This window comes from Cystobacter fuscus (genome assembly GCF_002305875.1).
Classification (GTDB): domain Bacteria; phylum Myxococcota; class Myxococcia; order Myxococcales; family Myxococcaceae; genus Cystobacter; species Cystobacter fuscus_A.
The window spans coordinates 7,652,900-7,675,310 of the sequence record NZ_CP022098.1 but is presented as its reverse complement, the minus strand read 5'-3'; the positions used below and the strand labels follow the sequence as shown (position 1 = coordinate 7,675,310).

At 68.2% G+C, this 22,411-nt stretch carries 20 protein-coding genes; 11 read left to right on the top strand and 9 right to left on the bottom strand.

Features of this window, described 5'->3' with window-relative positions; genetic code table 11:
• Positions 1-23 precede the first annotated feature (23 nt).
• Positions 24-1,544: a GspE/PulE family protein gene (locus CYFUS_RS31000; protein WP_095988505.1), complete on the bottom strand. Its 1,521-nt coding sequence runs from the start codon at positions 1,542-1,544 to the stop codon at positions 24-26.
• Between the two features lie 152 nt (positions 1,545-1,696).
• Between CYFUS_RS31000 and CYFUS_RS30995 the strand changes: the two genes are divergently transcribed.
• Positions 1,697-2,845 carry an MFS transporter gene (locus tag CYFUS_RS30995; protein ID WP_232537847.1) on the top strand — a complete coding sequence of 383 codons (1,149 nt, stop codon included), beginning with the start codon at positions 1,697-1,699 and terminating at the stop codon, positions 2,843-2,845.
• Between the two features lie 39 nt (positions 2,846-2,884).
• Here the strand turns inward: CYFUS_RS30995 and CYFUS_RS30990 are convergent, their stop codons facing one another.
• Together CYFUS_RS30990 and CYFUS_RS30985 are read right to left on the bottom strand one after the other, a co-directional pair.
• Positions 2,885-3,169 (bottom strand): hypothetical protein, encoded by a 285-nt coding sequence (locus CYFUS_RS30990; RefSeq protein WP_095988503.1) that lies wholly within the window; start codon positions 3,167-3,169, stop codon positions 2,885-2,887.
• Between the two features lie 132 nt (positions 3,170-3,301).
• On the bottom strand, positions 3,302-3,865 hold the full coding sequence (locus tag CYFUS_RS30985; RefSeq protein WP_232536920.1) for a hypothetical protein: 564 nt from the start codon (positions 3,863-3,865) through the stop codon (positions 3,302-3,304).
• Between the two features lie 50 nt (positions 3,866-3,915).
• Here CYFUS_RS30985 and CYFUS_RS30980 point away from each other — a divergent pair, with 50 nt between their 5' ends.
• The 7 genes from CYFUS_RS30980 to recJ all read left to right on the top strand — a co-directional run bounded on the left by CYFUS_RS30980 (position 3,916) and on the right by recJ (position 12,876).
• Positions 3,916-5,022: a SpoIID/LytB domain-containing protein gene (locus CYFUS_RS30980; RefSeq protein ID WP_095988502.1), complete on the top strand. Its 1,107-nt coding sequence runs from the start codon at positions 3,916-3,918 to the stop codon at positions 5,020-5,022.
• Between the two features lie 61 nt (positions 5,023-5,083).
• Positions 5,084-6,169: a tRNA preQ1(34) S-adenosylmethionine ribosyltransferase-isomerase QueA gene (gene queA / locus CYFUS_RS30975; RefSeq protein WP_095988501.1), complete on the top strand. Its 1,086-nt coding sequence runs from the start codon at positions 5,084-5,086 to the stop codon at positions 6,167-6,169.
• A gap of 16 nt (positions 6,170-6,185) precedes the next feature.
• Entirely contained in the window at positions 6,186-7,370 is a 1,185-nt protein-coding gene (gene tgt, locus CYFUS_RS30970; RefSeq protein ID WP_095988500.1) for a tRNA guanosine(34) transglycosylase Tgt, read from the top strand.
• Positions 7,371-7,583: 213 nt separating this feature from the next.
• Positions 7,584-7,934 (top strand): preprotein translocase subunit YajC, encoded by a 351-nt coding sequence (gene yajC, locus CYFUS_RS30965; RefSeq protein ID WP_198316190.1) that lies wholly within the window; start codon positions 7,584-7,586, stop codon positions 7,932-7,934.
• Entirely contained in the window at positions 7,934-9,703 is a 1,770-nt protein-coding gene (gene secD, locus CYFUS_RS30960) for a protein translocase subunit SecD (protein ID WP_095988499.1), read from the top strand. Before yajC ends, secD begins: the two co-directional genes overlap by 1 nt.
• 24 nt (positions 9,704-9,727) lie before the next feature.
• On the top strand, positions 9,728-10,900 hold the full coding sequence (gene secF / locus CYFUS_RS30955; protein ID WP_095988498.1) for a protein translocase subunit SecF: 1,173 nt from the start codon (positions 9,728-9,730) through the stop codon (positions 10,898-10,900).
• A gap of 269 nt (positions 10,901-11,169) precedes the next feature.
• Positions 11,170-12,876: a single-stranded-DNA-specific exonuclease RecJ gene (recJ, locus tag CYFUS_RS30950; protein ID WP_420042715.1), complete on the top strand. Its 1,707-nt coding sequence runs from the start codon at positions 11,170-11,172 to the stop codon at positions 12,874-12,876.
• On the opposite strand, the gene CYFUS_RS54670 is transcribed toward recJ, so the two are convergent.
• From CYFUS_RS54670 to CYFUS_RS30925, 6 genes are all read right to left on the bottom strand, one after another.
• Entirely contained in the window at positions 12,877-13,284 is a 408-nt protein-coding gene (locus tag CYFUS_RS54670; RefSeq protein WP_420042658.1) for a SitI3 family protein, read from the bottom strand.
• A 35-nt stretch (positions 13,285-13,319) separates the two neighbouring features.
• Positions 13,320-13,934, bottom strand: coding sequence for a hypothetical protein (locus CYFUS_RS30945; RefSeq protein ID WP_095988496.1), 615 nt, complete (start codon positions 13,932-13,934; stop codon positions 13,320-13,322).
• Positions 13,935-13,941: 7 nt separating this feature from the next.
• Complete coding sequence (locus CYFUS_RS30940; protein ID WP_232536919.1) at positions 13,942-15,432, bottom strand: hypothetical protein; 1,491 nt, start codon at positions 15,430-15,432, stop codon at positions 13,942-13,944.
• 232 nt (positions 15,433-15,664) lie between these two features.
• On the bottom strand, positions 15,665-15,886 hold the full coding sequence (locus CYFUS_RS30935) for a YHS domain-containing protein (protein ID WP_002631398.1): 222 nt from the start codon (positions 15,884-15,886) through the stop codon (positions 15,665-15,667).
• 218 nt (positions 15,887-16,104) lie between these two features.
• A complete protein-coding gene (locus tag CYFUS_RS30930) occupies positions 16,105-16,953 on the bottom strand; it encodes a hypothetical protein (RefSeq protein ID WP_095988495.1) in 849 nt (282 codons plus the stop codon).
• Positions 16,950-18,218, bottom strand: coding sequence for a hypothetical protein (locus CYFUS_RS30925; protein WP_095988494.1), 1,269 nt, complete (start codon positions 18,216-18,218; stop codon positions 16,950-16,952). Before CYFUS_RS30925 ends, CYFUS_RS30930 begins: the two co-directional genes overlap by 4 nt.
• 138 nt (positions 18,219-18,356) lie before the next feature.
• Here CYFUS_RS30925 and aspS point away from each other — a divergent pair, with 138 nt between their 5' ends.
• The 3 genes from aspS (at position 18,357) to CYFUS_RS30910 (ending at position 21,868) form a co-directional block, all read left to right on the top strand.
• Entirely contained in the window at positions 18,357-20,177 is a 1,821-nt protein-coding gene (gene aspS / locus CYFUS_RS30920; RefSeq protein ID WP_095992337.1) for an aspartate--tRNA ligase, read from the top strand.
• A gap of 15 nt (positions 20,178-20,192) precedes the next feature.
• Positions 20,193-21,110, top strand: a complete 918-nt coding sequence (locus CYFUS_RS30915; protein WP_095988493.1) for a diacylglycerol/lipid kinase family protein — start codon at positions 20,193-20,195, stop codon at positions 21,108-21,110.
• Between the two features lie 239 nt (positions 21,111-21,349).
• Positions 21,350-21,868 carry a hypothetical protein gene (locus tag CYFUS_RS30910; protein ID WP_095988492.1) on the top strand — a complete coding sequence of 173 codons (519 nt, stop codon included), beginning with the start codon at positions 21,350-21,352 and terminating at the stop codon, positions 21,866-21,868.
• Positions 21,869-22,411: the final 543 nt, after the last annotated feature.

Sequence of the window (22,411 nt, the reverse complement as noted above, 5' to 3'; positions counted from 1 at the left end):
GTCGTCCCTCTCCAGTCCCGGCTTCATCCGACCACCCGGAAGACTTCCTTCAGCGTCGTGGTGCCGGCGTGGACACGCTCCAGACCCGCCGCGAGCAGGGGCACCATGCCTTCCTTCACCGCCATGTCATGGGTCTGGGAGGTGGGAACCTTGGTGTTGATGCACTCGCGAATGGTCGGGGTCACGCTGAGGACCTCGTAGAGCGCGGTTCGCCCCAGGAAGCCCGAGCCCCCACAGCGCTCGCAGCCCGAGGCCCCGTAGAACGGACCCGAGGTGGGCAGGCCCGCCGCGTGCAGCCGCACCACCTCCTCGTTCTCCGGCTGGAAGGGCACGCGGCAGTGGGGGCACAGCGAGCGCACGAGCCGTTGCGAGATGCTGGCCACCGAGGCGGACGCGAGCAGGAAGGGCTCGACGCCCATCTCGATGAGCCGGTTGAAGACGCCCGCCGCCGAGTTCGCATGCACCGTCGTCAAGAGCAGGTGCCCGCTCAGCCCGGCCTGGATCGCCGTGCGCGCCGTCTCCGCGTCCCGGATCTCTCCCACCATGATGACGTTGGGATCCTGGCGCAGCACCGAGCGCAGCCCTTGCGCGAAGGTGAAGCCCTGCTCGGTGTTCACCTGCGTCTGGGAGAAGAGCGGGACGTCGTATTCGATCGGATCCTCGATGGTGGCGATGCGCGTCATGTCGCCGCGCGTCTCCTTGATGTAGCCGAGCGAGGCGTACAGCGTCGTCGTCTTGCCACTGCCGGTGGCGCCGGCGACGAAGATGACGCCCTGGGGCAGATCGAGCACGCGCTGGAACGGCGCGAGCAACTGCTGGGGAAAGCCCAGGTTGGACAGCCGGGGCAGCCGCACGCTGCTGCGCGCGATGCGCAGGGCCACCGACTCCCCGTGGTTGGTGGGCAACAACGACACCCGGATGTCCGCGGGGCCCTCGGGCGTTTGAATGGAGAAGTGGCCGTCCTGGGGCCGATCCGTCCGGAAGAGCACCACCTTGGACAGCACCTTCAGGCGGTTGATGAGGCGGGGGTGGTTCTCCCGGGAGAGCATCATCACCTCCTCGAGCACGCCGTGGACGCGGAAGGCGATGCGCGTGCCCATCTCCAGCGGGTGCACGTGCACATCGCTGGCTCCCACCCGGATGGCCCCATCGAGCAGGGCATCCACGAAGGCGATCATGTCGGGCTCGGCGCGCAGCACGTAGCGGCGCAGCGTGGTGTTCAGCTCGGCGAGCAGCTCGCGCACGGCGACCGCCACCTCCGCGTTCACCACCTCCAGCGGCGACAGGACCGGGCGTTGCTCGCGGGCCCGGGTCGAGCGGGGGCCGCGGCGCTCCAGCCACACACCGCCCACGCCCAGCACCAGCGACAGGCCCAGCAACCCCAGCGGAGTGACGGCGCGCTCGCGCAGGTGTCCACCCAGCGCCTGGAGAGTCGTCATGTCCCGCGCGGGGTTCTTCACCAGCCACAGGCTCAGCCCGCCAGCGAGAATCAGCAGCGAGATCACCCAGATGCCTCGAGTGAGGGTGCGCAGGAAGTCGGTCATTCGTGTGCCCAGCCTAGCAAGGCGGAGCAGGAGCGTCGCGCTGGTGTCTACCTCACGGAGCACTTTCCTCCCGCTTGTGCGGCAACGGAGTGGCTTGTAGAGGCCCGCGTGTGGACTCTTCCTCTCGCCTGCGCCCAGGCCTCGTCTGGTTGATGGCCCTCGCCTCGGGCCTCGCGGTCGCCAACCTCTACTACCACCAGCCCCTGCTCGGAGACATCGGCCGGACGTTCCAGGCCTCGGATCGGGCGGTGGGCCTCGTCGCCACGGTGTCCCAGGTGGGCTACGCCCTGGGGCTGTTGCTCATCGTCCCCCTGGGTGACAGCCTCGAGCGGCGCCGCGTCATCGTCCTCATGACGCTGCTGGTGAGTCTCGCGCTGACGGGCGTGGCCCTGGCCCCCCACCTGCCCACGTTGGTGCTCGCCAGTGGCCTGGTGGGCGTGACCACGGTGGTGCCCCAGTTGCTCGTGCCCTTCGCCGCGCACCTGGCCGCCCCGGAGCAGCGCGGGCGCGTGGTGGGGCAGGTGATGAGCGGATTGCTCATCGGCATCCTCCTGTCGCGCACGGCGGCGGGCTTCGTCGGCGTGCAGTTCGGCTGGCGCTCCATGTTCTGGTTCGCCGCGGGCTTGATGCTGGTGCTCGCGGGGGTGCTGCGGCTCACGCTGCCCCATCAGCCCGCGAGCGCCTCCTGGTCCTACCCGGCCTTGCTGCGCTCGCTGGTGGAGCTGGTGCGCGAGGAGCCCGTGCTCCGGCTCCACTCCCTGCTGGGCGCGCTCACCTTCGGGGCCTTCAGCGCCTTCTGGAGCACGCTGGCGCTCCACCTGCACGCCCTGCCTCAGCACTACGGCGCGCGCGTCGCGGGGCTGTTTGGCGTGGTGGGCGTGGCTGGAGCCATCGCCGCGCCCCTGGTGGGCCGCTACAGCGACACCCGTGGGGATCGGCGCATCAACGCCTTCTCCCTGGGCATCCTGCTCGTCTCCTTCGTCGTGCTCGGCGTGGCGGGTCAGTGGCTGTGGGGCATCGCCCTGGGCGTCATCCTGTTGGACCTGGGCGCCCAGGCCAATCACATCTCCAACCAGGCGCGCGTCTACGCCCTCCGCCCCGAGGCCCGCAGCCGCCTCAACACCGTCTATATGGTGACGTACTTCGTGGGCGGGGCACTCGGCTCGGGGCTGGGCAGTCTGGCCTGGAGCCATCTGGGGTGGCCAGGCGTGTGCGCCGTGGGGGGGCTGCTGCCGCTCGTGGGCTTGCTGGTCCTGGGGGCCGCCGCTTCACCGCGACAGGTGGAGCAGCCCCGGGCATAGGGCCGGCCAGGGACACGCCGTCCCTCGCCAGCCCTGGGCTCAGCGTGGCGTGTCGTCCTGGTTCTGCCCGGTGTTCGTCGCTCCGCCGCTGCCCTGGGTTCCCGTGCCCGGCGTTGGCGTGCCGCTTCCCTGGACGTCGCCGGTGTCCGTGCTTCCCACGCCCGTGCCTCCGCCGCCCGTTCCTTGCTGCTGGGTGGCGTCACCGGAGCCGCCCGTTCCCTGTGCCTTTCGGGAAGAGCTCTCGTAGTGATCGGCTCTGCACCCCGCGGTCAGCAGCAGGGCCGCCGTCATGGCGCCAACGAGCGCCACCTTGATGTGACTCATGGTCGTTTCTCCCTCCCCGTATGGGGATTTCCCTCCCATGGGAAAGCTGGGCTTTCACGGGAGGGACGACATCGCCCCGGGAAACACGCGTCCTCCCGGTGGGTCGCTCACGAGGGAAGGGAGTCGTGACGCTCAACGCTGGAGTGAAGGCGGAGGAACAGGCCGTTTCGGCGGCTCCTCCACCGGGCGGTTGCAGTACAGCCAGGCCGTGAGTCCCAGCAACGCCAGCACCGCCAGGCGCCGCAGCACGTCCTCCCGCCGCCCCCTGGGGGAGTCCTCCTCCTCGCGCTCGGCGGCCTGGAGCGCCCGTGTCACCTCCTCGCCCTGTGCGCGCATCCGCCGGCACAGCGCCAGCGTCGCCGCCAGGGCAGGAGGCACCCCTCCGGTGTCCTGCTCGAGCGCCCCGGCCAGGGCCCGTGCCCAGACATCCTCTTCCGCGTCGTTCTCCGGTGGCCGGCAGGGCAGGGACGCCGCCCGGGACAACCCCAGCGCCGCGCGCAGGAAGTGGACGGAGAAGGCCTCCGGGGAGATGCCGTAGAAGGCCGCGCTCTCCTCCAGGGAGCGGCCCTGGGTCAGCCGCGTGAGCAGGAAGGCGGCCTCGCGGTAGGGCAGGGCTCGGAGCGCCGCGAGCAGTTGCGCGGTCGAGAATTGGGAGGCGTCGGGGGCAGGGGACACGGGCGCGGCATTCTCCGACATCCGGCGGCTGATTTCTTGAGCCGTGATCAGCCCCCCCTACACTGGCGGCCATGTGGCGACCTGTTGCACTGATGCTGCTCGTGCTCGTGCCCCTGCGCGCGCCCGCCGTGGAGACCATGCGCATCGCCATGGGTGACGCCCAGGGCGAGGTGCGCGTGAGTGGCAAGGGCCTCTCCTTTGGCTCCGATACCGAGGACGCCTCCTTCACCCCCCTGCAGCAGGACGGGGTCGTCGTGCGGCGGCGGGGCTCGCGCCTGGAGCTCAACGGCGCGCCCGTCATCGGCTCCGCGGTGCGCTTCCGCGCCGGAGTGGAGTCGTCGGACGCGGGCACGCCGGGCGACTCGGCCATTCGCGCCGGGGACATGGAGGTGCGCGGCGACGTCGTGGTGCGCCTGTACAAGGACGGGCTCCAGCTCGTCAACGTCATCGCCCTGGAGGACTACCTCGCCGCCGTGCTCGGCAGCGAGATGCCCGTCTCCTTTCCCCCCGAGGCCCTCAAGGCCCAGGCCGTGGCGGCCCGCACCTACGCCCTGCAGAAGAAGCTGGAGACCTACGGCGCCCCCTTCCACATGGGCAGCAGCGTGCTCCACCAGGTGTACGGCGGCCTCAACCGGGAGGACCCCCGCACCCGCGCCGCCGTGGAGGCCACCCGCGGCGAGGTGCTCACGTACGAGCTCGCCCCCATCGAGGCCTACTTCCATGCCTCCTGTGGGGGCCGCACCGAGTCCGGCTGGGATTCGCTCCAGCGGGATCTGCCCTACCTCAAGGCCGTGGACTGCCCGTGTGGCCGCCTGCCCGCCAGCCGCTGGAGCGCCACCGTCTCCGATGCCGAGCTGCGCGCCGCCCTGGGTCAGTCCACCGAGGGCTTCCGGGTGACGAGCCGCACGTCCACGCACCGGGTGAACCGGGTCAGCGCGGCCGGCGGGGCCTCGGTCGATGGGGCCCAGTTCCGGCGCAAGCTCGGCTACACGAAGCTCAAGAGCCTGGACTTCGACGTGGAGCACACCCAGGGCAAGTGGCACTTCACCGGCCGTGGCTATGGCCATGGGGCGGGCCTCTGCCAGTGGGGCGCCAAGGCGCTGGCCGACAGCGGGAAGTCCTACCGCGACATCCTCCTGCACTACTACCCGGACACCGAGCTGCAGCAGCTCTACTGAAGCTCCACCGCTACATCCCGTTTCGTCCGAGGCGTCCGGGCTGTTACAAGCGGCTCCCGCCGTGTCCTCCCAGCTCTCCGATTACGACTTCGCGCTCCCCGAGGCGCAGATCGCCCAGGCCCCCCTGGCCACCCGGGATGCCTCGCGCCTCATGGTGGTGAGCCGCGCCACGGGCGCCTGGAGCCACCGCCACTTCGCCGAGCTGCCCGAGCTGCTGCGCGAGGGCGATCTGCTCGTGGTCAACGACGCCCGGGTCATCCCCGCCCGGCTGCTGGGCTCCAAGGTGGGCACGGGCGGCCGGGTCGAGCTGCTCGTGGTGCGCCCCGCCGCCGCCACGCTCACCTCCCAGGCGCTCGGCGGAGCCCCCGAGGCGCTCGAGTGGATCTGCCTCGGCCAGGCCTCCAAGGGCCTCAAGCCCGGGGCGCGCGTGTCCTTCGCCGGTGGCCTGGAGGCCGAGGTGCTGGAGGCGCTCGGGGGAGGGGAGTACCGGGTGCGCTTCCACGCGGCGCCGGGCACGTCGCTCGCGCGGCTGCTGGACACGGCGGGCCGCCTGCCCCTGCCGCCCTACATCACCCGGCCTCCCGAGGACGCGGACGCCGAGCGCTACCAGACGGTGTACGCGCGGGCCTCGGGCGCGGTGGCCGCGCCCACCGCGGGGCTGCACTTCACACAGGCCACCTTCGAGGCGCTCGCCGCCCGGGGCATCCAACGCGTGGAGGTGACGCTGGACGTGGGGCCCGGCACCTTCCTGCCCGTGCGCGAGGAGAACCTGGAGAAGCACCACATGCACCCGGAGCGCTACACCGTCCCCGAGGCCACCGCCCGGGCGGTGAACGCCGCCAAGGCCGAGGGCCGCCGGGTGGTGGCGGTGGGAACCACGGTGGTGCGCACGCTGGAGTCGGCGTGGGAGCCCGAGTCCGGGGGGCTGCGCGCGGGCCCGGGCGAGACGTCCATCTTCATCCGCCCCGGCTTCACCTTCCGCGCGGTGGACGTGCTCGTCACCAACTTCCACCTGCCGCGCTCCACGTTGGTGGTGCTGGTGAGCGCGCTGCTCGGGCGCGAGCGCACCCTGGCGGCCTACCGGGAGGCGGTCGCCGCCGGCTACCGGTTCTTCTCGTACGGCGACGCGATGTTGGTGACGGAGTAGGGAGACGACAGACGCCATGGCAGAGCCGCGCAAGGAGAAGGGGGACACCCGGGTCGCACCGAGCCTGGTGCGCTACGAGCTGTTGCACGAGGACGCCTCGGGCACGCGCGCGCGCCGGGGACGGCTGCACACACCGCACGGCCCCGTGGAGACGCCCATCTTCATGCCCGTGGGCACCGTGGGCAGCGTCAAGGGCGTGGGGCCGGATGATCTGCTCACGCTCGACGCGCAGATCATCCTCGGCAACACCTATCACCTGATGCTCCGGCCGGGAGACGACCTGGTGGGGCACATGGGCGGCCTGCACCGCTTCATCTCCTGGGACAGGCCCATGCTCACCGACAGCGGGGGCTTCCAGGTGTTCAGCCTCTCGGAGAAGCGGAAGATCACCGAGGAGGGCGCGGCCTTCCAGTCCCACCTGGACGGGCGCCACCTGATGCTCTCGCCCGAGCGCTCCATCGAGATCCAGGAGACGCTCGGCGCGGACATCATCATGGCGTTCGACGAGTGCCCGCCGTCCACCGAGAGCCGGGCCTACCTGGAGAAGTCCCTGGCGCGCACCACGCGCTGGCTGCACCGGTGCGTGAAGGCCTGGAGCCGCGAGCGCTCCTCGCTCTTCGGCATCGTCCAGGGCGGGTTGGATCAGGAGTTGCGCAAGCGGCACACCGAGGAGGTGTGCGCGGTGGACCTGCCCGGCTACGCGCTCGGTGGCTACGCGGTGGGCGAGACACCGGAGGCCATGTACGAGGGGGTGGCGTATTCCGCGCCCCTGTTGCCCCGGGACAAGCCGCGCTACCTCATGGGGGTGGGCACGCCCGTGGACCTGGTCACCTGCGTGGAGCACGGGGTGGACATGTTCGACTGCGTGCTGCCCACGCGCTGCGCGCGCAACGGCCTGCTCTTCACCTCCGAGGGCAAGCTCGTCATCCGCAACGCCACCTGGGCGAGGGACGAGCGGCCGGCGGACCCGGCGTGCTCCTGCTACACCTGCCGCAACTTCAGCCGGGCCTACCTGCGCCACCTCTTCGTGGCGGGGGAGATCCTGGCCATGCGGCTCAACAGCCTGCACAACCTGCACTACTTCCTCACCCTCATGAAGCAGGTGCGCGAGGCCATCGCCCAGGACCGCTATGCCCAGTTCGCCCGCGACTTCCGGGAGCGGGCCCGGGCCCAGGAGACCGAGCGGACGCGGACGAAATAGCGCCCGGGAAGGGGCCCGGGAGGCCGCCAGGAAGGGCGTCCCTGGCCGCCTGCCCGACGGGAATGACGCGGGGCGGAAGTGTCCGGTTTCCTCGGTTTGCTTGCCGGGGGTGTGGGGCTGCTGCTAAGAGGCCCCCCTTTCGGACACATTCGCCGGCCGTGAAATCCAGGGGCGGCGACCCGGTACAAATTTCATCCAGCGACGAGGCGGTTCGTGGCAGACAGCATTCCAATCCTGGCGCAGGCGGCGGGCGGTCCCAGCGGGATGATGAACATCGTCTTCATCATCGGGCTGTTCGCCATCATGTACTTCGTGATGATCCGCCCGCAGCAGAAGCAGCTCAAGAAGCACCAGGAGCTCATCTCCAGCCTGAAGAAGGGCGATGAGGTCGTCACCCAGGGTGGCCTCATCGGGCGCATCCAGAACGTGATGGATCGCGAGGTGACGCTCGAGGTGGCCAGCGGAACGCGCATCCGCGTGCTCAAGACGTCGGTGGCCGGACGCTATGCGGCGGGTGAGGCGGCCGGGGCGACCAAGGCCGAGGACAAGAAGGAGGAGAAGTGATGGATCGCGGCTGGTATTGGAGGCTGGGCCTGGTCATCGGCGTGACGCTGGTGACCGTGTGGCTCCTGATGCCCTCCTATTATTCCTTGTTCAAGGTGGACCGCAGCGAGCGCAACAACCTGGCGGCCATCGAGAAGGCGATGCCCTCGTGGGCGCCTCCTGCCAAGTACCGCATCAACCTGGGGCTCGACCTGCAGGGCGGCATCCACATGGTGATGCGTGTGGACACCAAGACGGCCCTGGAGAAGCGCACCGAGCGCCGGGGTGATCAGATCGCCCGCTACATCAACGAGAAGCAGCTGGGCCAGGTGACGGTGGACACGGACGTGGAGCGGCTCCAGCTCACGTTGACCGCGCAGGACCCCTCCACCATGGACGCCATCGAGAAGGAGGTGCTCGCCACCTTCACCGACTTCACGCGCGTGTCGCGTGACGGCGCCAGGCTGGTGCTCACGCCGGACGAGGGGCAGATCAACCGCTTCCGCGACGAGTCGGTGGACCAGGCGATGCTCGTCATCCGCCGCCGCATCGACAAGTGGGGCGTGGCCGAGGTGGACGTGCGCAAGCTGGGCACGGACGCCATCCAGATCTCCCTGCCGGGCCGCAATGATCCCGAGCAGGCCAAGGAGCTGGTGGGCACCACGGCGCAGCTCGAGTTCCACATGGTGGACGACACCACGGACTTCTTCCGTCAGCACTACCAGAACTCGCCTCCGCCCGAGGGCAGCAACATCACCCTCACCACCGCCGACGGCTTTCCCCAGCTCCAGGGGCCCAACCGAGAGGCGCTCCTGGCGTACGTGAAGGACGCGACGCCCCAGGGCCGCGTGGTGATGCTCGAGTGCATCGCGAGCGCGACGCGCAAGGGCGTGTGCGACAGCTACCGCACCTACCTGCTGGAGAAGGAAGCGCCGCTGACGGGCGAGAGCCTCACCGGCGCGGACGCCTCGCTCAGCCAGCTCAACGAGCCCGAGGTGAACATCAGCTTCGACGCCGCCGGGGCGCGCCAGTTCGAGGAGCTCACCGACAAGGGCGTGGGCCGGCGCATGGCGATCGTCCTGGACGACTACGTGCAGTCGGCGCCGCGCATCAACGAGCGCATCGGCGGTGGCCGGGCGCGCATCACCATGGGCCGCGCGGGAGGCCGTCCGCTGGAGCAGTGGCTGGCGGACGCCCAGACGCTGGCGCTGGCGCTCAAGGCGGGCGCGCTGCCCGCGCCGGTGACCACGGGTGAAATCCGCCAGGTGGGCGCCTCGCTGGGTGACGAGCTCATCCGCAAGGGCAGCCTCGCCGCGGCGGTGGGCGTGCTGTGCGTCATCGTCTTCATGGGGCTGTACTACCGCTCCGCGGGCCTCATCGCGGACGTGGCCCTGCTGCTCAACGGCCTGCTCATCCTCGGGGGCATGGCGCTCTTCAACGCCACGCTCACGTTGCCGGGCCTCGCGGCCTTCGTGCTCACGCTGGGTATCGCGGTGGACGCCAACGTGCTCATCAACGAGCGCATCCGCGAGGAGCTCAGCCACGGCAAGACGCCGCGCGCCGCGGTGGACCAGGGTTACGACCGTGCCTTCTGGACCATCTTCGACGCCCACGTCACCGCGATCATCGCCGGCCTCATCCTCTTCTTCACCGGTACGGGCCCGGTGCGCGGCTTCGCCACCACGCTCATCATCGGCCTGCTGGCGTCGCTCTTCACCTCCATCCTGGTGACGCGCGTCATCATGACCTACTTCGTCCACGGCCGGAACGCCCAGACGGTGTCCGTCTAGGCAGCACCTCGGGGTACAGCCGACATGCAGATCCTCAAGAACAAGACGAACTACGACTTCATCGGCAAGCGCAAGCCGGCCCTCTTCATCTCCACGGCGATCAACCTCATCATCCTCGTGGGCATCGCCGTGGTGGGCTTCAACTTCGGCGTGGACTTCGCTGGCGGTACGGTGGTGGAGGTGCAGTTCAACCACTCCGTCTCCGCGAGCGACGTGCGCCAGCGCGTCGAGTCCACCGGGCAGCTCCACGACGTGTCCGTGCAGAGCATCGGCGCGGCGTCGGAGAACTCGTTCCTCGTGCGCCTGGGCGGCGTGACGCAGCTCACCGAGGAGGGTGGGGCCAAGGCGAGCCAGGCCCTCCAGGCGCTCGGCCAGATCGATCCCAAGGCCATCCGCGTGGACCTGGCCAACGGCATCATCAACGTGCGCTCCAAGCAGCCGCTGGACGTGGCGCAGATCGAGAAGACCGTGGAGGGCACCGGCACCGGCGTGGAAGAGGTGCGCGACATCGGCCAGGCGCAGTCCGGCGACTACGACTACCAGGTGGTGGCCAGCGGCATGGCGGACCGCATCCGCGGCGCGCTGGTGCAGGGCCAGGCCGCCGACAAGCCGGACTTCGAGATGCGCCGCGTCGAGTACGTGGGTCCGCAGGTGGGCAAGCAGCTGCGCAACCGCGGCATCCAGGCGCTGCTCTTCTCCATGGTGGCCATCCTCATCTACGTGGCCTTCCGCTTCGACTTCAAGTTCGGCCCCGGCGCGCTGCTCGCCATGCTGCACGACGTCATCATGGTGGCCGGCTTCTACCTGTTCAGCCGCGCCGAGTTCGGCCTCACCGCCATCGCCGCGCTGCTCACCATCGTGGGCTACTCGGTCAACGACACCATCGTCATCTACGACCGCATCCGCGAGGACATGGGCAAGTTCAAGGGCAAGCCCCTGCCGGAGGTCATCAACATCGCCGTCAACGACACCCTGGTGCGCACCATCCTCACCTCGGGCACCACGGCGCTCTCGCTCGTCGGTCTGCTCATCTTCGGCGTGGGGGAGATCCGCGACTTCGCCTGGGCGATGCTGGTGGGCATCATCGTGGGCACCTACTCGTCCGTGTACATCGCCAGCCCCGTCACCATCTGGCTGGATGAGCGCGAGCAGGCGCGTGGGAAGAAGGCGGGCGTCAACCAGCCCACGACGGCCTGAGTTCCCCGGAACCATCCAGGTAGCGCTCGCCGAGGCCCTCGGGCTCCGTGACTCCACGGACCCGCGGGCCTCGGGTGTTTCCAGGGCATGGAGGCCCCTCGTCCAAGCCCCGTGGCGGCGTATCCCACCCCACCTCGAGGGCAGGCGAGCAGGGGAGCGAATCCCAGGTCAGATCAGTCTGGACAGACCCCCCAGGTAGAGTGATGAAGATTTCTGGCCCGGACGCTCCCACGGTAGGAGGCTCCGGAGCGGAGGTGACTGTGCGTTGGATGATGCCGGAAGTGCCCCAGGAGCAGGCGGCTTCACTGTCCGTGGAGCTGGGTCTCCATCCCCTGCCGGCGCGAGTCCTCATCCACCGCGGGCTGCGCACCCCCGAGGCCGCCTCCGCCTTCCTGTCCGACCGGCTGGCGGACCTGCCCGACCCCTACCGGATGAAGGGCATGGCCGCGGGCGTGGAGCGGCTCACCCGGGCGCTCCGGGAGAAGGAGCGCATCACCCTCTACGGTGACTATGACGTGGACGGCGTGTGCTCCACGTCGCTCATGGCCCTGTTCCTCCGGGAGCTGGGTGCCCGGCCCGCCACCTACATCCCCCACCGCATGGACGAGGGCTATGGCCTCAACCTCCAGGCGGTGGAGAAGATCGCCGCGGACGGCACGCGGGTGCTGGTGACGCTCGATTGCGGCATCACCTCCGTGGCGGAGATCGCCCGGGCGAAGGAGCTGGGGCTGGACGTGGTGGTGGTGGACCACCATACGGTGCCCCCCACGCTGCCCCCCGCGGTGGCCGTGCTCAACCCCCACCAGCCCGGCTGCGAGTACCCCACCAAGCACCTGTGCGCCGCGGGCGTGGCCTTCAACCTGTGCATGGGCCTGCGCAAGCGGCTGCGCGATGATGGCTGGTTCGCCACCCGCAAGGAGCCCAACCTCAAGGCGCTGATGGATCTGGTGGCCATGGCCACCGTGGCGGACGTGGTGCCACTCACCGGCGCCAACCGCATCCTCGTCCACCATGGCCTGCAGGCGCTGAGCGCGGGCCTGCGTCCCGGCGTCAGGGCCCTCAAGGAGGTGGCGGGGTTGGACGCGGACAGTCCGGTGTCCGCCGGGCAGGTGGGCTACCGCCTGGGCCCGCGCATCAACGCCGCGGGACGGCTGCATGACGCCTCGCTGGGCTTGCAGCTCCTGTGCTCGGAGACCCTCGAGGCGGCCCGTCCGCTCGCGCAGGTGTTGGACCGGGCCAACGCCGAGCGCCAGGGCCTGGAGAGCAGCATCCTCACCGAGGCGCTCGCCCAGGCCGGGGAGCGCGCCGAGCAGAACGCCCGCGGCTTCGTGCTCTACGCGGACGGGTGGCACCCGGGCGTCATCGGCATCGTGGCCTCGCGCGTGGTGGAGCGCTTCCACCGGCCCACGGTCATGGTCGGGGTGAAGGACGGGGTGGGCAAGGGCTCGGCGCGCAGCATCGAGGGCTTCCACCTGTACGACGCGCTGAGCGGCTGCGCGGACCTGTTCGCCCGCTTCGGTGGCCACAAGCACGCCGCCGGGCTCACCATCGAGGGCAAACACCTGCCCGCCTTCCGCGAGGCCTTCGAGCGCATCGCCCACCAGCGCCTGACGCCCGAGGATCTCATCCCCCGCTGCAAGGTGGACGCGGTGGTGGGCGTGTCGGAGCTGGATGAGAAGGCGGTGGAGGCGCTGCAGAGGCTCGGGCCCTTCGGACAGGGCAACCCCGAGCCCGTGCTGGTGCTGCGCCGCCAGGTGGCTCGCCCGCGCGTGCTGCCGCACAAGACGGGCGGCTCGGGCCACCTCAAGCTGGCCCTGGTGGATGCGCCCAACATGGACGCCATCGGCTTCGGCATGGCGGACCGGCTGGCGTTGACCGAGGGTCCCGTGGACCTGGCCTTCCAGGCTGGCTTCGACACCTTCCGCGGCCAGCGCCGGCTGTCCCTCAAGCTCAAGGACTTGCGGATCGCCGCCTAGTTAGAGCAGTGGCGACGGTAAGGGACGCCATTCAAATGGAAGGCCGAGCCTGCTCTTCAGCCAGTCCTTGTCTCGCCAATATCCAGACTCGGCATTGAAGACGAGCTGCCCGCCGAATCGCTGGAACTCGATTCGTTCCCCATTGAAGAGCAGGAGCGTGTCTTGCGATTCATTCAATAGCAAGAGGGACGCATCCAGCAGAGTTCGTCTGAACCCGTCCCAGTCCGCATCATGCGCGCGGCGGAAACTGACTGTCAGTGTAGGGGTGAAATGGAATGCGGACTCGATGGCCGATTCCGTCCCACTTTCTGTGGCGCAGATCGAAACTGTTGCGTTGATGAGGTTTTCAGGTCGGCGATTGGAGCCTTCGCGAGCCGTTGCATGAGAGGGTGTTGGGATGGGCTCCAATCACTGACACCAGGGCGTAGCGGTCAAGTACTCCTCTACATGACAATCCATGGCACCCTCTCCAGGACCGCGCGCAACTCCTCATGCGTCGTGTCGAACTGCGCCGCCTCCGAGGGAGCATGGTCTGTTAGAGCCACAATGCTTTTGTCCTGTCTTTTCAGGCCCTCGATCACTACCCGCCCGTACGTGCCGGGCCACTCCACGCGGGCCAGTTCCTCCGCACGGCGGACCGGATCCAGGATGGTGAAGCACGGCCAGCGCGGCAGTCGAATCGTGCTCATGTCGCAGTTGTAGAACCGGCAGGCGTCGAGCCGCGCCTCCGTGAAGTCGCAGTCCGCAATCCCGCCGAGCCGCCACTTATCGAGATCGTCCTCGCGAAAACCGAAGTCGTTGCCGGTAAACCGGCCTTTGAAGCGGCACCCCTTGAAATTCATCCGACTCCAGCGCTTGTTCTTCAACTCCCCCTTCGCCTGGATGGTGCAGTCAATGAATTGCCCTGACATCATGGTGAGCCAGCGCGAGGCCACGCTGATGACGACGGTGCAGTTGCGCAGCGTGAGGTTGGGCCCGAGCCAGTAGAGCGCGCCCTTCGACAGCTCCAGCCGCTCGCCTACGATCTCTCGATCCTTGTAGTGGATGTTGGGAGTCACGTGGCCCTCAGAAGAAGATCATGCGGAAGAAGGTGCTGGCCATCCGGCGCCCGTGCAGGGCGAAGTTGGACTCCGTACCAGACAGGATCTCGTAGTGATAGTTCTGACCTGCCGGACCCGTAATATCGACCCCTCGGTCATTCCAGGACAGATTCGGGAACCGCTCCTTCAACCGGGCCTCGACCCACCGGCCTCGAGCCTGCCGCTCCAGCAGATTCGCCCGGTGCTCCTTACCGAGGCTCCGCATCTCGTCGATGGCCTTGAACTCCGCCTGGGTGAGCTCATTCACTGACCACTTCGCCGCCTCTTCCTTCACGGCCGCCTGCAGCTCGTCGCCCAGCCGGTCCTTCGCCGGTATATCCTTGAAACTCTTGCCTCGAGGGAGGTGCCAACGTTCCCCGTTGCCGAGGACGACCTGCTTGTTGCCGCCGCGGTGCTGAATGGCTACCGCGCCCGAGTGCCCTCGAGCAGCTCCGCCGGCACCACTCTTCGCCAGGACATTGATGGCCATGGGCGCTTGCGGGGACGTGAGGACGACGAGAGTGCGGCTCTCCTCCACCACCACCTCCACCGCGGCCACCTCCTCCATGGCGACGGCCACCGAGCCCTCCATGCCCTGGGCTGCCCACTGCGCCTGGACCTGGTTGAACCTCGGCAACGAGCGCACATGCGCGGCCACCTCGCCGAGCGTCCGCCCGCCGAGGGTGGCCACCGCGAGAATCATGGCGCGGGCCGCATCCGTCCCAATCCTTCGCCCGAAGGTCTCGCCCGCCTCGCGCAACTCCTCGAACGTGGTGGCCTCGTGGGCCCGGTGAGCCATGGTGGCCCAGCCGTCCATGAGGCCCCACATGGCGTCCAGGCCCAACCAGGCCAGCAGCACCACGGATAGCGCGGCGGCGGCTGCCTTCGTGCTCGGCTCGGGAAGTAGCCAGAGCGCCAGGTACAGGCCCGTGGCCCATACCAGCGACGAGAGAACCGCCTTCGGGCTCAGCTCCCGCCCCAGGGCGGCTTGCGTTTCATCGAGCACCGAGCCGAAGGCCAGGGCGAGCGCCAGGGTGCGCCTGTCGTCCGTGCGCAGGTAGGGCCCATCCGTGAAGAGGCCCAGGCAATCACCGCCGCCGCGCCGCTCGCACCAGCGGAGGTACTTCTCCTTCAGTGCCGCCTCGGCCTCGGGCACCAGCGGGCCCTTGTCGTCGAGGGGTACCAGCGTGAGCACCCTGTCGCGGTACACCTCGGCGAGCAGCTCCTCCTCCGGCATGGCCTGGAGGAGCACCTGGGCCGTCTCCTGGGCCGAGCCCTTCACCTGGAAGCGGTGGCCGAGCACCTGCACCGCGCGCTGGTACTCGGCCGCCGTGAGGGCCACCACGCGGGTGTTGCCGCGCACCTGGGGACTGTCTGCGAAGACAACCACCACGGGCTCGAACTGGCGCGGAGCCTCGTGGGCTTCCTTCGCCGACGGAGGCCGCCAGCGGCTCTTCCCGCTGACCTGGCCTCTCATGGGTGCCTGCGTCGCGCATGCCGCGTGGAGAAACAGGACGATGAGCCCGAAGGCCCTCGTGGGTGCCCAATGCGGCGGGCCTCTCTTCACTTCTCTCCTGAGTCCGCTCCGCTTGTCGTGCATGTGCTCCCCCCTCTCCCTGGGTAGGGAGCAGGGCGGAGGCTTTCACAGGGCGAATCTGAAAGGAATGAGGGTCCGGGTTGACGACCCCCGCAGAACTCCTCCGCGTGGCCTAGGCGATGCCCCAGCGCACGCGGCCGGGTGTCAGCAGCGCTCCCGCGCGTGCCAGGTCGTTCATCCGGAAGCGCTCCGCCCGCTTCTCGAAGGCCGTGCGGCACCGCTCCGAGCAGAAGAAATACCGCCGCTTCTTGTACTCCGTGGACGGGCGGCCCTCGGGCGCTTCCAGGTGCTTGCCACACACCGGGTCCAACTGCTGTTTCTGCGTGCTCTTCATCTCCCGCCTCCCCAACCCCTTCGATCTGACGCGCCGTTACAAAAGCAGCAGACATGCCAGGAACGGAGTTCAGTGGATTCGCGGGTTTACACGTGAGTCAAACCGGGAGGGGACGGTAGATCCGTCCACCGGAGGGAAAAGTTTTCCCTGGATGCGGCGGTGGGATGGCCCGCCCGGTGGGAGCCACGAGGGGAGGGCGGACGAGCGCCCGTCCCCCGTCAGAAGCCGAGGCCGGCGCTCAGGCCCGCGGAGGTGTCGTCCTGGTAGCCGCGCCGGAAGCGCATCAGCTCCAGGCGCCAGGTGAGCCGCAGATTCGACGTCGCGGACAGCTTCGTGCGGCCCCGGAGACCCACGCCGTACTGGATGAGGGGCTTGATGCCCTCCACCGGCGTCAGCTTGCCGCCCACCTCCAGGCGCGACAGCTCGTAGACGATGCCACCGCCCACCTGCGCGTAGAGGCCGTAGTCCGAGCCCTCGCCGAAGGTCAGCTCGTACGCCGGGGCGAGTGAGACGTAGTGCCGCTGCACGTCCCCGACGACGAGCGCGGTGCCCTCGCGCTGGCCGACGAAGCCGTAGCGCGCGTCCAGCCAGAGCGCCTCGCGCAGGGGCTCGGAGTTGAGCAGCCGCCCGTACTCCCAGGTGAAGCGTCCGCCGAAGGCGGGCACGGGATCTCCGAGAAACTGCCCGCGCGGGCTGCTCAGCAGCATCACCCCGCCGAGCACCTCGAAGGCGATGCCCGTGTTCGGGTCATCCGTGCGCGCCAGCCGCTCGAAGTCCTTCTCCTCCTCTTCCCCGCGCTCGGCCCGGCGGAAGTCGTCCGGATCCTTGTACTCCGCGTCCCGGGCGGAACGGCGCTTGGGGCGCGAGGACGCGGGCGGGTCCTCGTCGTCGGGGTAGGCGTAGGGCGTGTCCTCGGGAGGCGCGCGGCCTCTCCGGGAGGGGGCCTCCTCCTCCTCGTCCGGGTAGCGGTAGGGCTCATCCTCGCCCTGGGCGAGCGCGGGCGAGGCGAGCGCGAGACAACCCAGGAGGGAAAACAGCGGCCAGGTGAAGGGGGCTCGGGTCGTCATGGGGTGGTGTAGATCGAGGGGCAGTCGCCGGGGACGGTGCTGGCGGGGCACGCATTGGTGCCGGTCAGGGCGGAGGCGGGGATCTGCAGGATGTTGACGAAGTTGTTGCACACCTGCGCCTGCAGGGTGCTGCCAGCCGGCAGGTGCTGCACGATGGCCTTGGCGGCCACGGCGAGCGTGAATTGGTCCTGCGAGTTCAGGAAGCTGCTGGCGAGCTGGTTGAAGCCGTACTTCGCCCCGTCCGGGTCCGAGTAGGTGGCCACCAGCGCGCGCACCAGCGCCTGGCGCTCGGCCTCGGTGCCCGCGGAGCGGTAGAGCGCGTGGGCGAGGAGGGTCCCCACCCGGTACTCCAGGCCGGCCGCCTCGGCGAGGTTGGCGTTGGTGAGCTGGTTGTACAGCAGTGCGTCCATGCACCGGGGCGTGGCGAGGTCGCGCGAGGCCACCAGGGCGTCATCGTAGGTGGTGGACAGCACGCGGGTGTTGCAGCCGAAGCGCGTGGCGCACGAGGCCACGTAGGCGTGGTAGTCGGCGATCCCCTCGTCCATGGCCTTGATGACGTTGAGGCCGGGGGTGAAGCCGTCCTGGGACCACACGGTGAGGGGAGGGGGCAGGGCGCGGCCGTCGAAGACGCGGCGGTTGAAGACGAGGTGGGCGTACTCGTGGGTGAGGATGGAGGCGTTGATGGCCAGGGGCGCCTTCTGCAGGGTGTCGAAGGGCAGCACCATGAAGGCGCCCATCGGAGCGAAGAAGAGGGCGTTGTCGCGCTGTGGCTTGTCGCTCAGCTCCCCGAGGATGAACTCGGGGAAGTAGTAGACGGGCGTCTGGGGCAGCTCCGCCTGGGGCACGTTGGCCACGGTGTTGAAGTACTCCCAGGCCCGCTCCAGGTTGTAATACGTGGTGGTGACGTTCCAGGAGTGGAAGTCCGCGGGCGTCAGCACCCCCAGGGCGTCGGGGATGAAGCTGGCGGTGATGGGGCGGCCCGCGTCCTTCGTCATCGCACGCCGCAGTGCGTCTTCCGTCGTGGCCGCCTGGACCTCGGGATCGTTGCCGGACAGCTGGATGCTCGCGCTCCCCACGAAGCGCGCCACCTTGCCCTCCAGGGAGGCGACATCGGTGACCGTCTTGAGCTCCACCTCCGTGGGCGTGTACTCCCCGTTGCTGGAGAGTACGAGGGCGCGCACCTTCATGGGCTGGCTCGTCTCGGGCGCGCAGGAGACGACGAGCGTCGCGAGCGCCGTGGCGGCGGCTGTCAGCTTTCGGACCATGCCGGGCTTCTTACTACGGGTCCGGCGGGCACCAGAAGCGGGCCGGGAAGCGCGGTACCTTCCTTCCGGAGTCCTTGACGCGTCGTTTCCGCGCTCTCTATGGTGCCGCCCCTTCTCTTCCTCCTGGCAGGCGGTGTCATGGCGGTCCCGTTCATTACCGAGGTCAAGCGAACCCATACGTGCGGGCAGCTCACCAAAGCCCAGATTGGCGAGGAGGTCGTCCTCTTCGGCTGGGTGCAGAACCGGCGTGATCACGGTGGCGCGGTCTTCATCGACCTGCGCGACCGCGAGGGTCTGACTCAAGTGGTCTTCGAGCCGGACATCGCCAAGGAGGCGCACGACCTCGCGGGCCAGCTGCGGCTGGAGTACTGCATCGGCATCAAGGGCAAGGTCGTCTCGCGCGGCTCCCAGGTCAACCCCAAGCTCAAGACGGGCGAGATCGAGATCAAGGCGTCCGAGCTGACCATCTTCAACCGCTCCGAGCCCACGCCCTTCCTCGTCGAGGACAACATCGACACCGCCGAGGAGAAGCGCCTGGCGTACCGCTACCTCGACCTGCGTCGCCGGCCGCTGCAGCAGTCGCTGATCACGCGCTCGAAGATGAACGCGCTCACGCGCAGCTACCTCAACGAGCACCGCTTCCTGGAGCTCGAGACGCCCTTCATGGGCAAGTACACCCCGGGCGGCGCGCGCAACTTCCTCGTGCCCAGCCGGCTCAACCCGGGCAAGTTCTACGCGCTCGCCGAGAGCCCCCAGCTCTACAAGCAGCTCTTCATGGTGGCGGGCTTCGACCGCTACTTCCAGATCGTCAAGTGCTTCCGCGACGAGGACCTGCGCCTGGACCGGCAGCCCGAGTTCACGCAGATCGATATCGAGATGAGCTTCGTCACCCAGGACGACGTCTTCACCATCGTCGAGGGGCTCATCAAGAAGCTGTGGGGCGAGGTGCTGGGCATCGACGTGCCCACGCCCTTCATGCGCATGGACTTCGACGAGTCCATGGCGAAGTACGGCAACGACAAGCCGGACCTGCGCTTCGGGCTGGAGCACGTGGTGCTCACGGACCTCATCCGCCAGCACGGCGCCGCGGGCGGCGTGCCGATGATCTGGGAGGCGGTGGAGCAGGGCGGCATCGTCAAGGCGATGGTCATCCCCGGTGACAAGCCGCTGAGCCGCGCGGAGAGCGACAAGCTGGAGGAGTTCGCCAGGCAGAACGGCGCCAAGGGGCTGGCGCGCGCCAAGGTGGGCGAGGGCGGGGAGTGGACCCAGTCCCCGCTGTCCAAGACGATCACCCCCGCGCTGCGCCAGGCCATCACCCAGGCGTGCGGCGCGAAGACGGGCGATCTGATTGTCTTCCAGTTCGGCCGCGAGGCGCTCGTGCACACGGTGATGGCCAACCTGCGCGTGCACGTGGCCAAGAAGCTCGGCCTCATCCCCGAGTACGGCAGCGGCGGCGTGTGGAAGTTCCTCTGGGTGGTGAACCCGCCCCTGTTCGAGTACGACGAGGAGACCAAGACGTGGGCGGCGGCGCACCACGCCTTCACCCGGCCCCACGACGAGCACGTCCAGTACCTGAACAGCGATCCGGGCCGCGTGAAGTGCCACCGCTACGACGTGGTGCTCAACGGCTTCGAGATCGGCGGCGGCTCCATCCGTCTGCATGATCCCAAGGTGCAGGCCGAGGTGTTCAAGGCGCTGGGCATCGGCGACGAGGAGGCGCGCACGAAGTTCGGCTTCCTGCTGGACGCGCTGAAGTTTGGCGCGCCGCCGCACGGTGGAATCGCGCTGGGCATGGACCGGCTGGCGTTCCTGCTCACGGGCGTCGAGTCGCTGCGCGACGTGATTCCCTTCCCCAAGACGAAGACGGGCACGGACCTGATGACGGGCGCGCCGGGCGACGTGGACGAGCGCCAGCTGCGCGAGGTTCACGTGCGTGCCGCGCCCCTGCCGCAGAAGTAGAGGATTTCCAAGCCGATGAAGACGTTCCTCGTGGTGAACCCGCGCAGCGCTGGCGGAGAGACGGGCAGGCGATGGGCCGAGATCTCGGGCCAGGTGACCCGGGTGATTGGTGACTTCGGCTTCGGGTTCACCGAGAGCGTCATGGACGCGGTGCGGCTGACGCGGCATGCGCTCGCGGATGGCTACGAGTGCATCACCGCGGTGGGAGGTGATGGCACCGTGAACGAGGTCGTCAACGGCTTCTTCGCGGACGGCAAGGCCATCAACCCCCGGGCGGCCCTGGGGCTCATTCCCCGGGGTACGGGGGGCGACTTCCGGCGGGCCTTCGGGTGGGATCTGGAGCTGGACTCCGCCCTGGCGAGGCTGCGCGGCGACCAGACGGAGCCCTTCGACGTGGGGCTCGCCGAGTACGTCAACCACCAGGGGCAGCGGGAGTCGCGCTACTTCGCCAACATCGCCTCCTTCGGGGTGAGCGCCGCCATCGCCCACGAGGTGAACGTGGGCAGCAAGGCGCTCGGTGGCAACCTGAGCTTCCTGTGGGGCACGGTGAAGACCCTGGCGAAGCACAAGGACGTGCAGGTGCGCCTCCAGGTGGACGAGGGCGAGCCCGAGACGATGGGCATCACCGCCATCGCCGCGGCCAACGGCCGCTACTTCGGCAGCGGCATGTGCGTGGCCCCCAAGGCCGTCACCCACGATGGCCGCTTCGATCTGACGCTCTGGCGCGACTACACCCTGGCCGACTTCGTCATCAAGTCCAAGGGTGTCTACAACGGCGACCACATCACCTGGACGAAGACGCGCTACATCCAATGCCAGACGCTGCGCGCCGAGAGCGAGGAGCAGGTGTTCCTGGAGATGGATGGGGAAGTGCCCGGACGGCTTCCCTGCCGCATCACCATCCTGCCGGGCGCCATCCGCCTCAAGGTGTAGCGCGCGCCCCGCCGGGCCGGGATGGCCTCCTGGCCCCATGTCCCTGATAGCTGGTGAGCCTGTCCCTCCTTGGCCGCCTGTATGGCGAGGTGAAGCCGCTCACCCTGGCGTGTGCCTACCAGGAGGCCACGGGTTTCCACCTCAAGCAGCCCAATGTTTAGTGCCGTGGCCTGGAGGCCAGCTGAATTCGTCGATATGGAGCTGTTGTTGAACTCGCGAGTCGCTGGGGAGTATTGGCTATGACTGAATTTAATCAGGAACTTGTCAAGATCGTGATTGATAAGGTGTTGTTATGTGGCAGCGGGGTTCTCGTGTCGCTCATTACCGCCAAGTGGATAGAGCGACACCGGCGCGAACAAGCAATCATCGTCGAGCTGGGCAAGCTCCGTGCGGCAGCTCTCGTACGTCTCATATCGTTTCTTAGCGAGGCAGATTTGTTGCTCAATACCATCCTTTCGCTTGGGCCTTCTGAGGCGCATGCCGGCGCCAGGCAGATAGCAGAACAGCGCTTTGCTGAGCTGAAGGAGAAAGTCAGCGAAACGATAGGAGGGAGTGGGTCAATCCTTGATGAGGAAATTCCGCAGGAGATCGCAAGGTATAATTTTCTGGTTTTTGCGGAAGGCGTTGGCGCTTTGAATGGGGCAGATCCAATTACTCCAAAGGAATTGGAGATCAAGAGGGAACAGACACGCGAAATGCGCTCCAAGCTGTTGGCGTATCTGCCACCGCTTCAGCCCATTGATCGAAAGCGTAGATGACTACTCCATTGAGGAGCGACTGCTCGCCATATCTTGAAACGCATAGAAAAAGGAAGAACCATCCCATTCCGACTGGAAGCCGATGATGTTGCTTGCCATGCTTGCCCGGCATGGTACCAGAGCGCATCCTTCGACTTCATAGGACGCCCTTGCTGCTACCCTTTCGACTCAGGTCAGGTACCTGCGTGCTCCTGTCCCTCCTCTTCCTGGCATGCAGTGGCTCTCGCCCTGTTCCCTCCGAACATTCCCAACCCCCACAGGACGTCCTCCTGGTCATCCGTGACACCACGGATGGGGGCCTGACAGTAACTTGGCAAGAAGCATCAGAGTCTGATCGGGCTCTACTCGATCAGGCGCTCGTGCAAGCTAGAGAGTCAGGTCCGGTGGTCCTCGCCGCGCGTCGTGCTAGGGACTGCGATAAGGAGCAGATCGAATGTTTCCGGCGCTGCTGGAAGCGAAAGCCCCCATACCCATCGGAACGGGGTGACCCAGGCCATTATCAGCACTGCCAGGAAACATGCCTTGAGGCCTACCAGGATTGTC

Excerpts from the sequence above, each read along its gene's own strand:
- CYFUS_RS30940 (WP_232536919.1), bottom strand. The coding sequence starts at position 15,432 with ATGAGAGGCCAGGTCAGCGGGAAGAGCCGCTGGCGGCCTCCGTCGGCG.
- secD (WP_095988499.1), top strand. The coding sequence starts at position 7,934 with ATGGATCGCGGCTGGTATTGGAGGCTGGGCCTGGTCATCGGCGTGACG.
- CYFUS_RS30925 (WP_095988494.1), bottom strand. The coding sequence starts at position 18,218 with ATGGTCCGAAAGCTGACAGCCGCCGCCACGGCGCTCGCGACGCTCGTC.
- CYFUS_RS30985 (WP_232536920.1), bottom strand. The coding sequence starts at position 3,865 with ATGTCGGAGAATGCCGCGCCCGTGTCCCCTGCCCCCGACGCCTCCCAA.
- CYFUS_RS30980 (WP_095988502.1), top strand. The coding sequence starts at position 3,916 with ATGTGGCGACCTGTTGCACTGATGCTGCTCGTGCTCGTGCCCCTGCGC.
- CYFUS_RS30915 (WP_095988493.1), top strand. The coding sequence starts at position 20,193 with ATGAAGACGTTCCTCGTGGTGAACCCGCGCAGCGCTGGCGGAGAGACG.
- aspS (WP_095992337.1), top strand. The coding sequence starts at position 18,357 with ATGGCGGTCCCGTTCATTACCGAGGTCAAGCGAACCCATACGTGCGGG.
- secF (WP_095988498.1), top strand. The coding sequence starts at position 9,728 with ATGCAGATCCTCAAGAACAAGACGAACTACGACTTCATCGGCAAGCGC.
- CYFUS_RS30930 (WP_095988495.1), bottom strand. The coding sequence starts at position 16,953 with ATGACGACCCGAGCCCCCTTCACCTGGCCGCTGTTTTCCCTCCTGGGT.
- CYFUS_RS31000 (WP_095988505.1), bottom strand. The coding sequence starts at position 1,544 with ATGACCGACTTCCTGCGCACCCTCACTCGAGGCATCTGGGTGATCTCG.
- CYFUS_RS30990 (WP_095988503.1), bottom strand. The coding sequence starts at position 3,169 with ATGAGTCACATCAAGGTGGCGCTCGTTGGCGCCATGACGGCGGCCCTG.
- recJ (WP_420042715.1), top strand. The coding sequence starts at position 11,170 with ATGATGCCGGAAGTGCCCCAGGAGCAGGCGGCTTCACTGTCCGTGGAG.
- CYFUS_RS30995 (WP_232537847.1), top strand. The coding sequence starts at position 1,697 with ATGGCCCTCGCCTCGGGCCTCGCGGTCGCCAACCTCTACTACCACCAG.
- CYFUS_RS30910 (WP_095988492.1), top strand. The coding sequence starts at position 21,350 with ATGACTGAATTTAATCAGGAACTTGTCAAGATCGTGATTGATAAGGTG.
- tgt (WP_095988500.1), top strand. The coding sequence starts at position 6,186 with ATGGCAGAGCCGCGCAAGGAGAAGGGGGACACCCGGGTCGCACCGAGC.
- CYFUS_RS30935 (WP_002631398.1), bottom strand. The coding sequence starts at position 15,886 with ATGAAGAGCACGCAGAAACAGCAGTTGGACCCGGTGTGTGGCAAGCAC.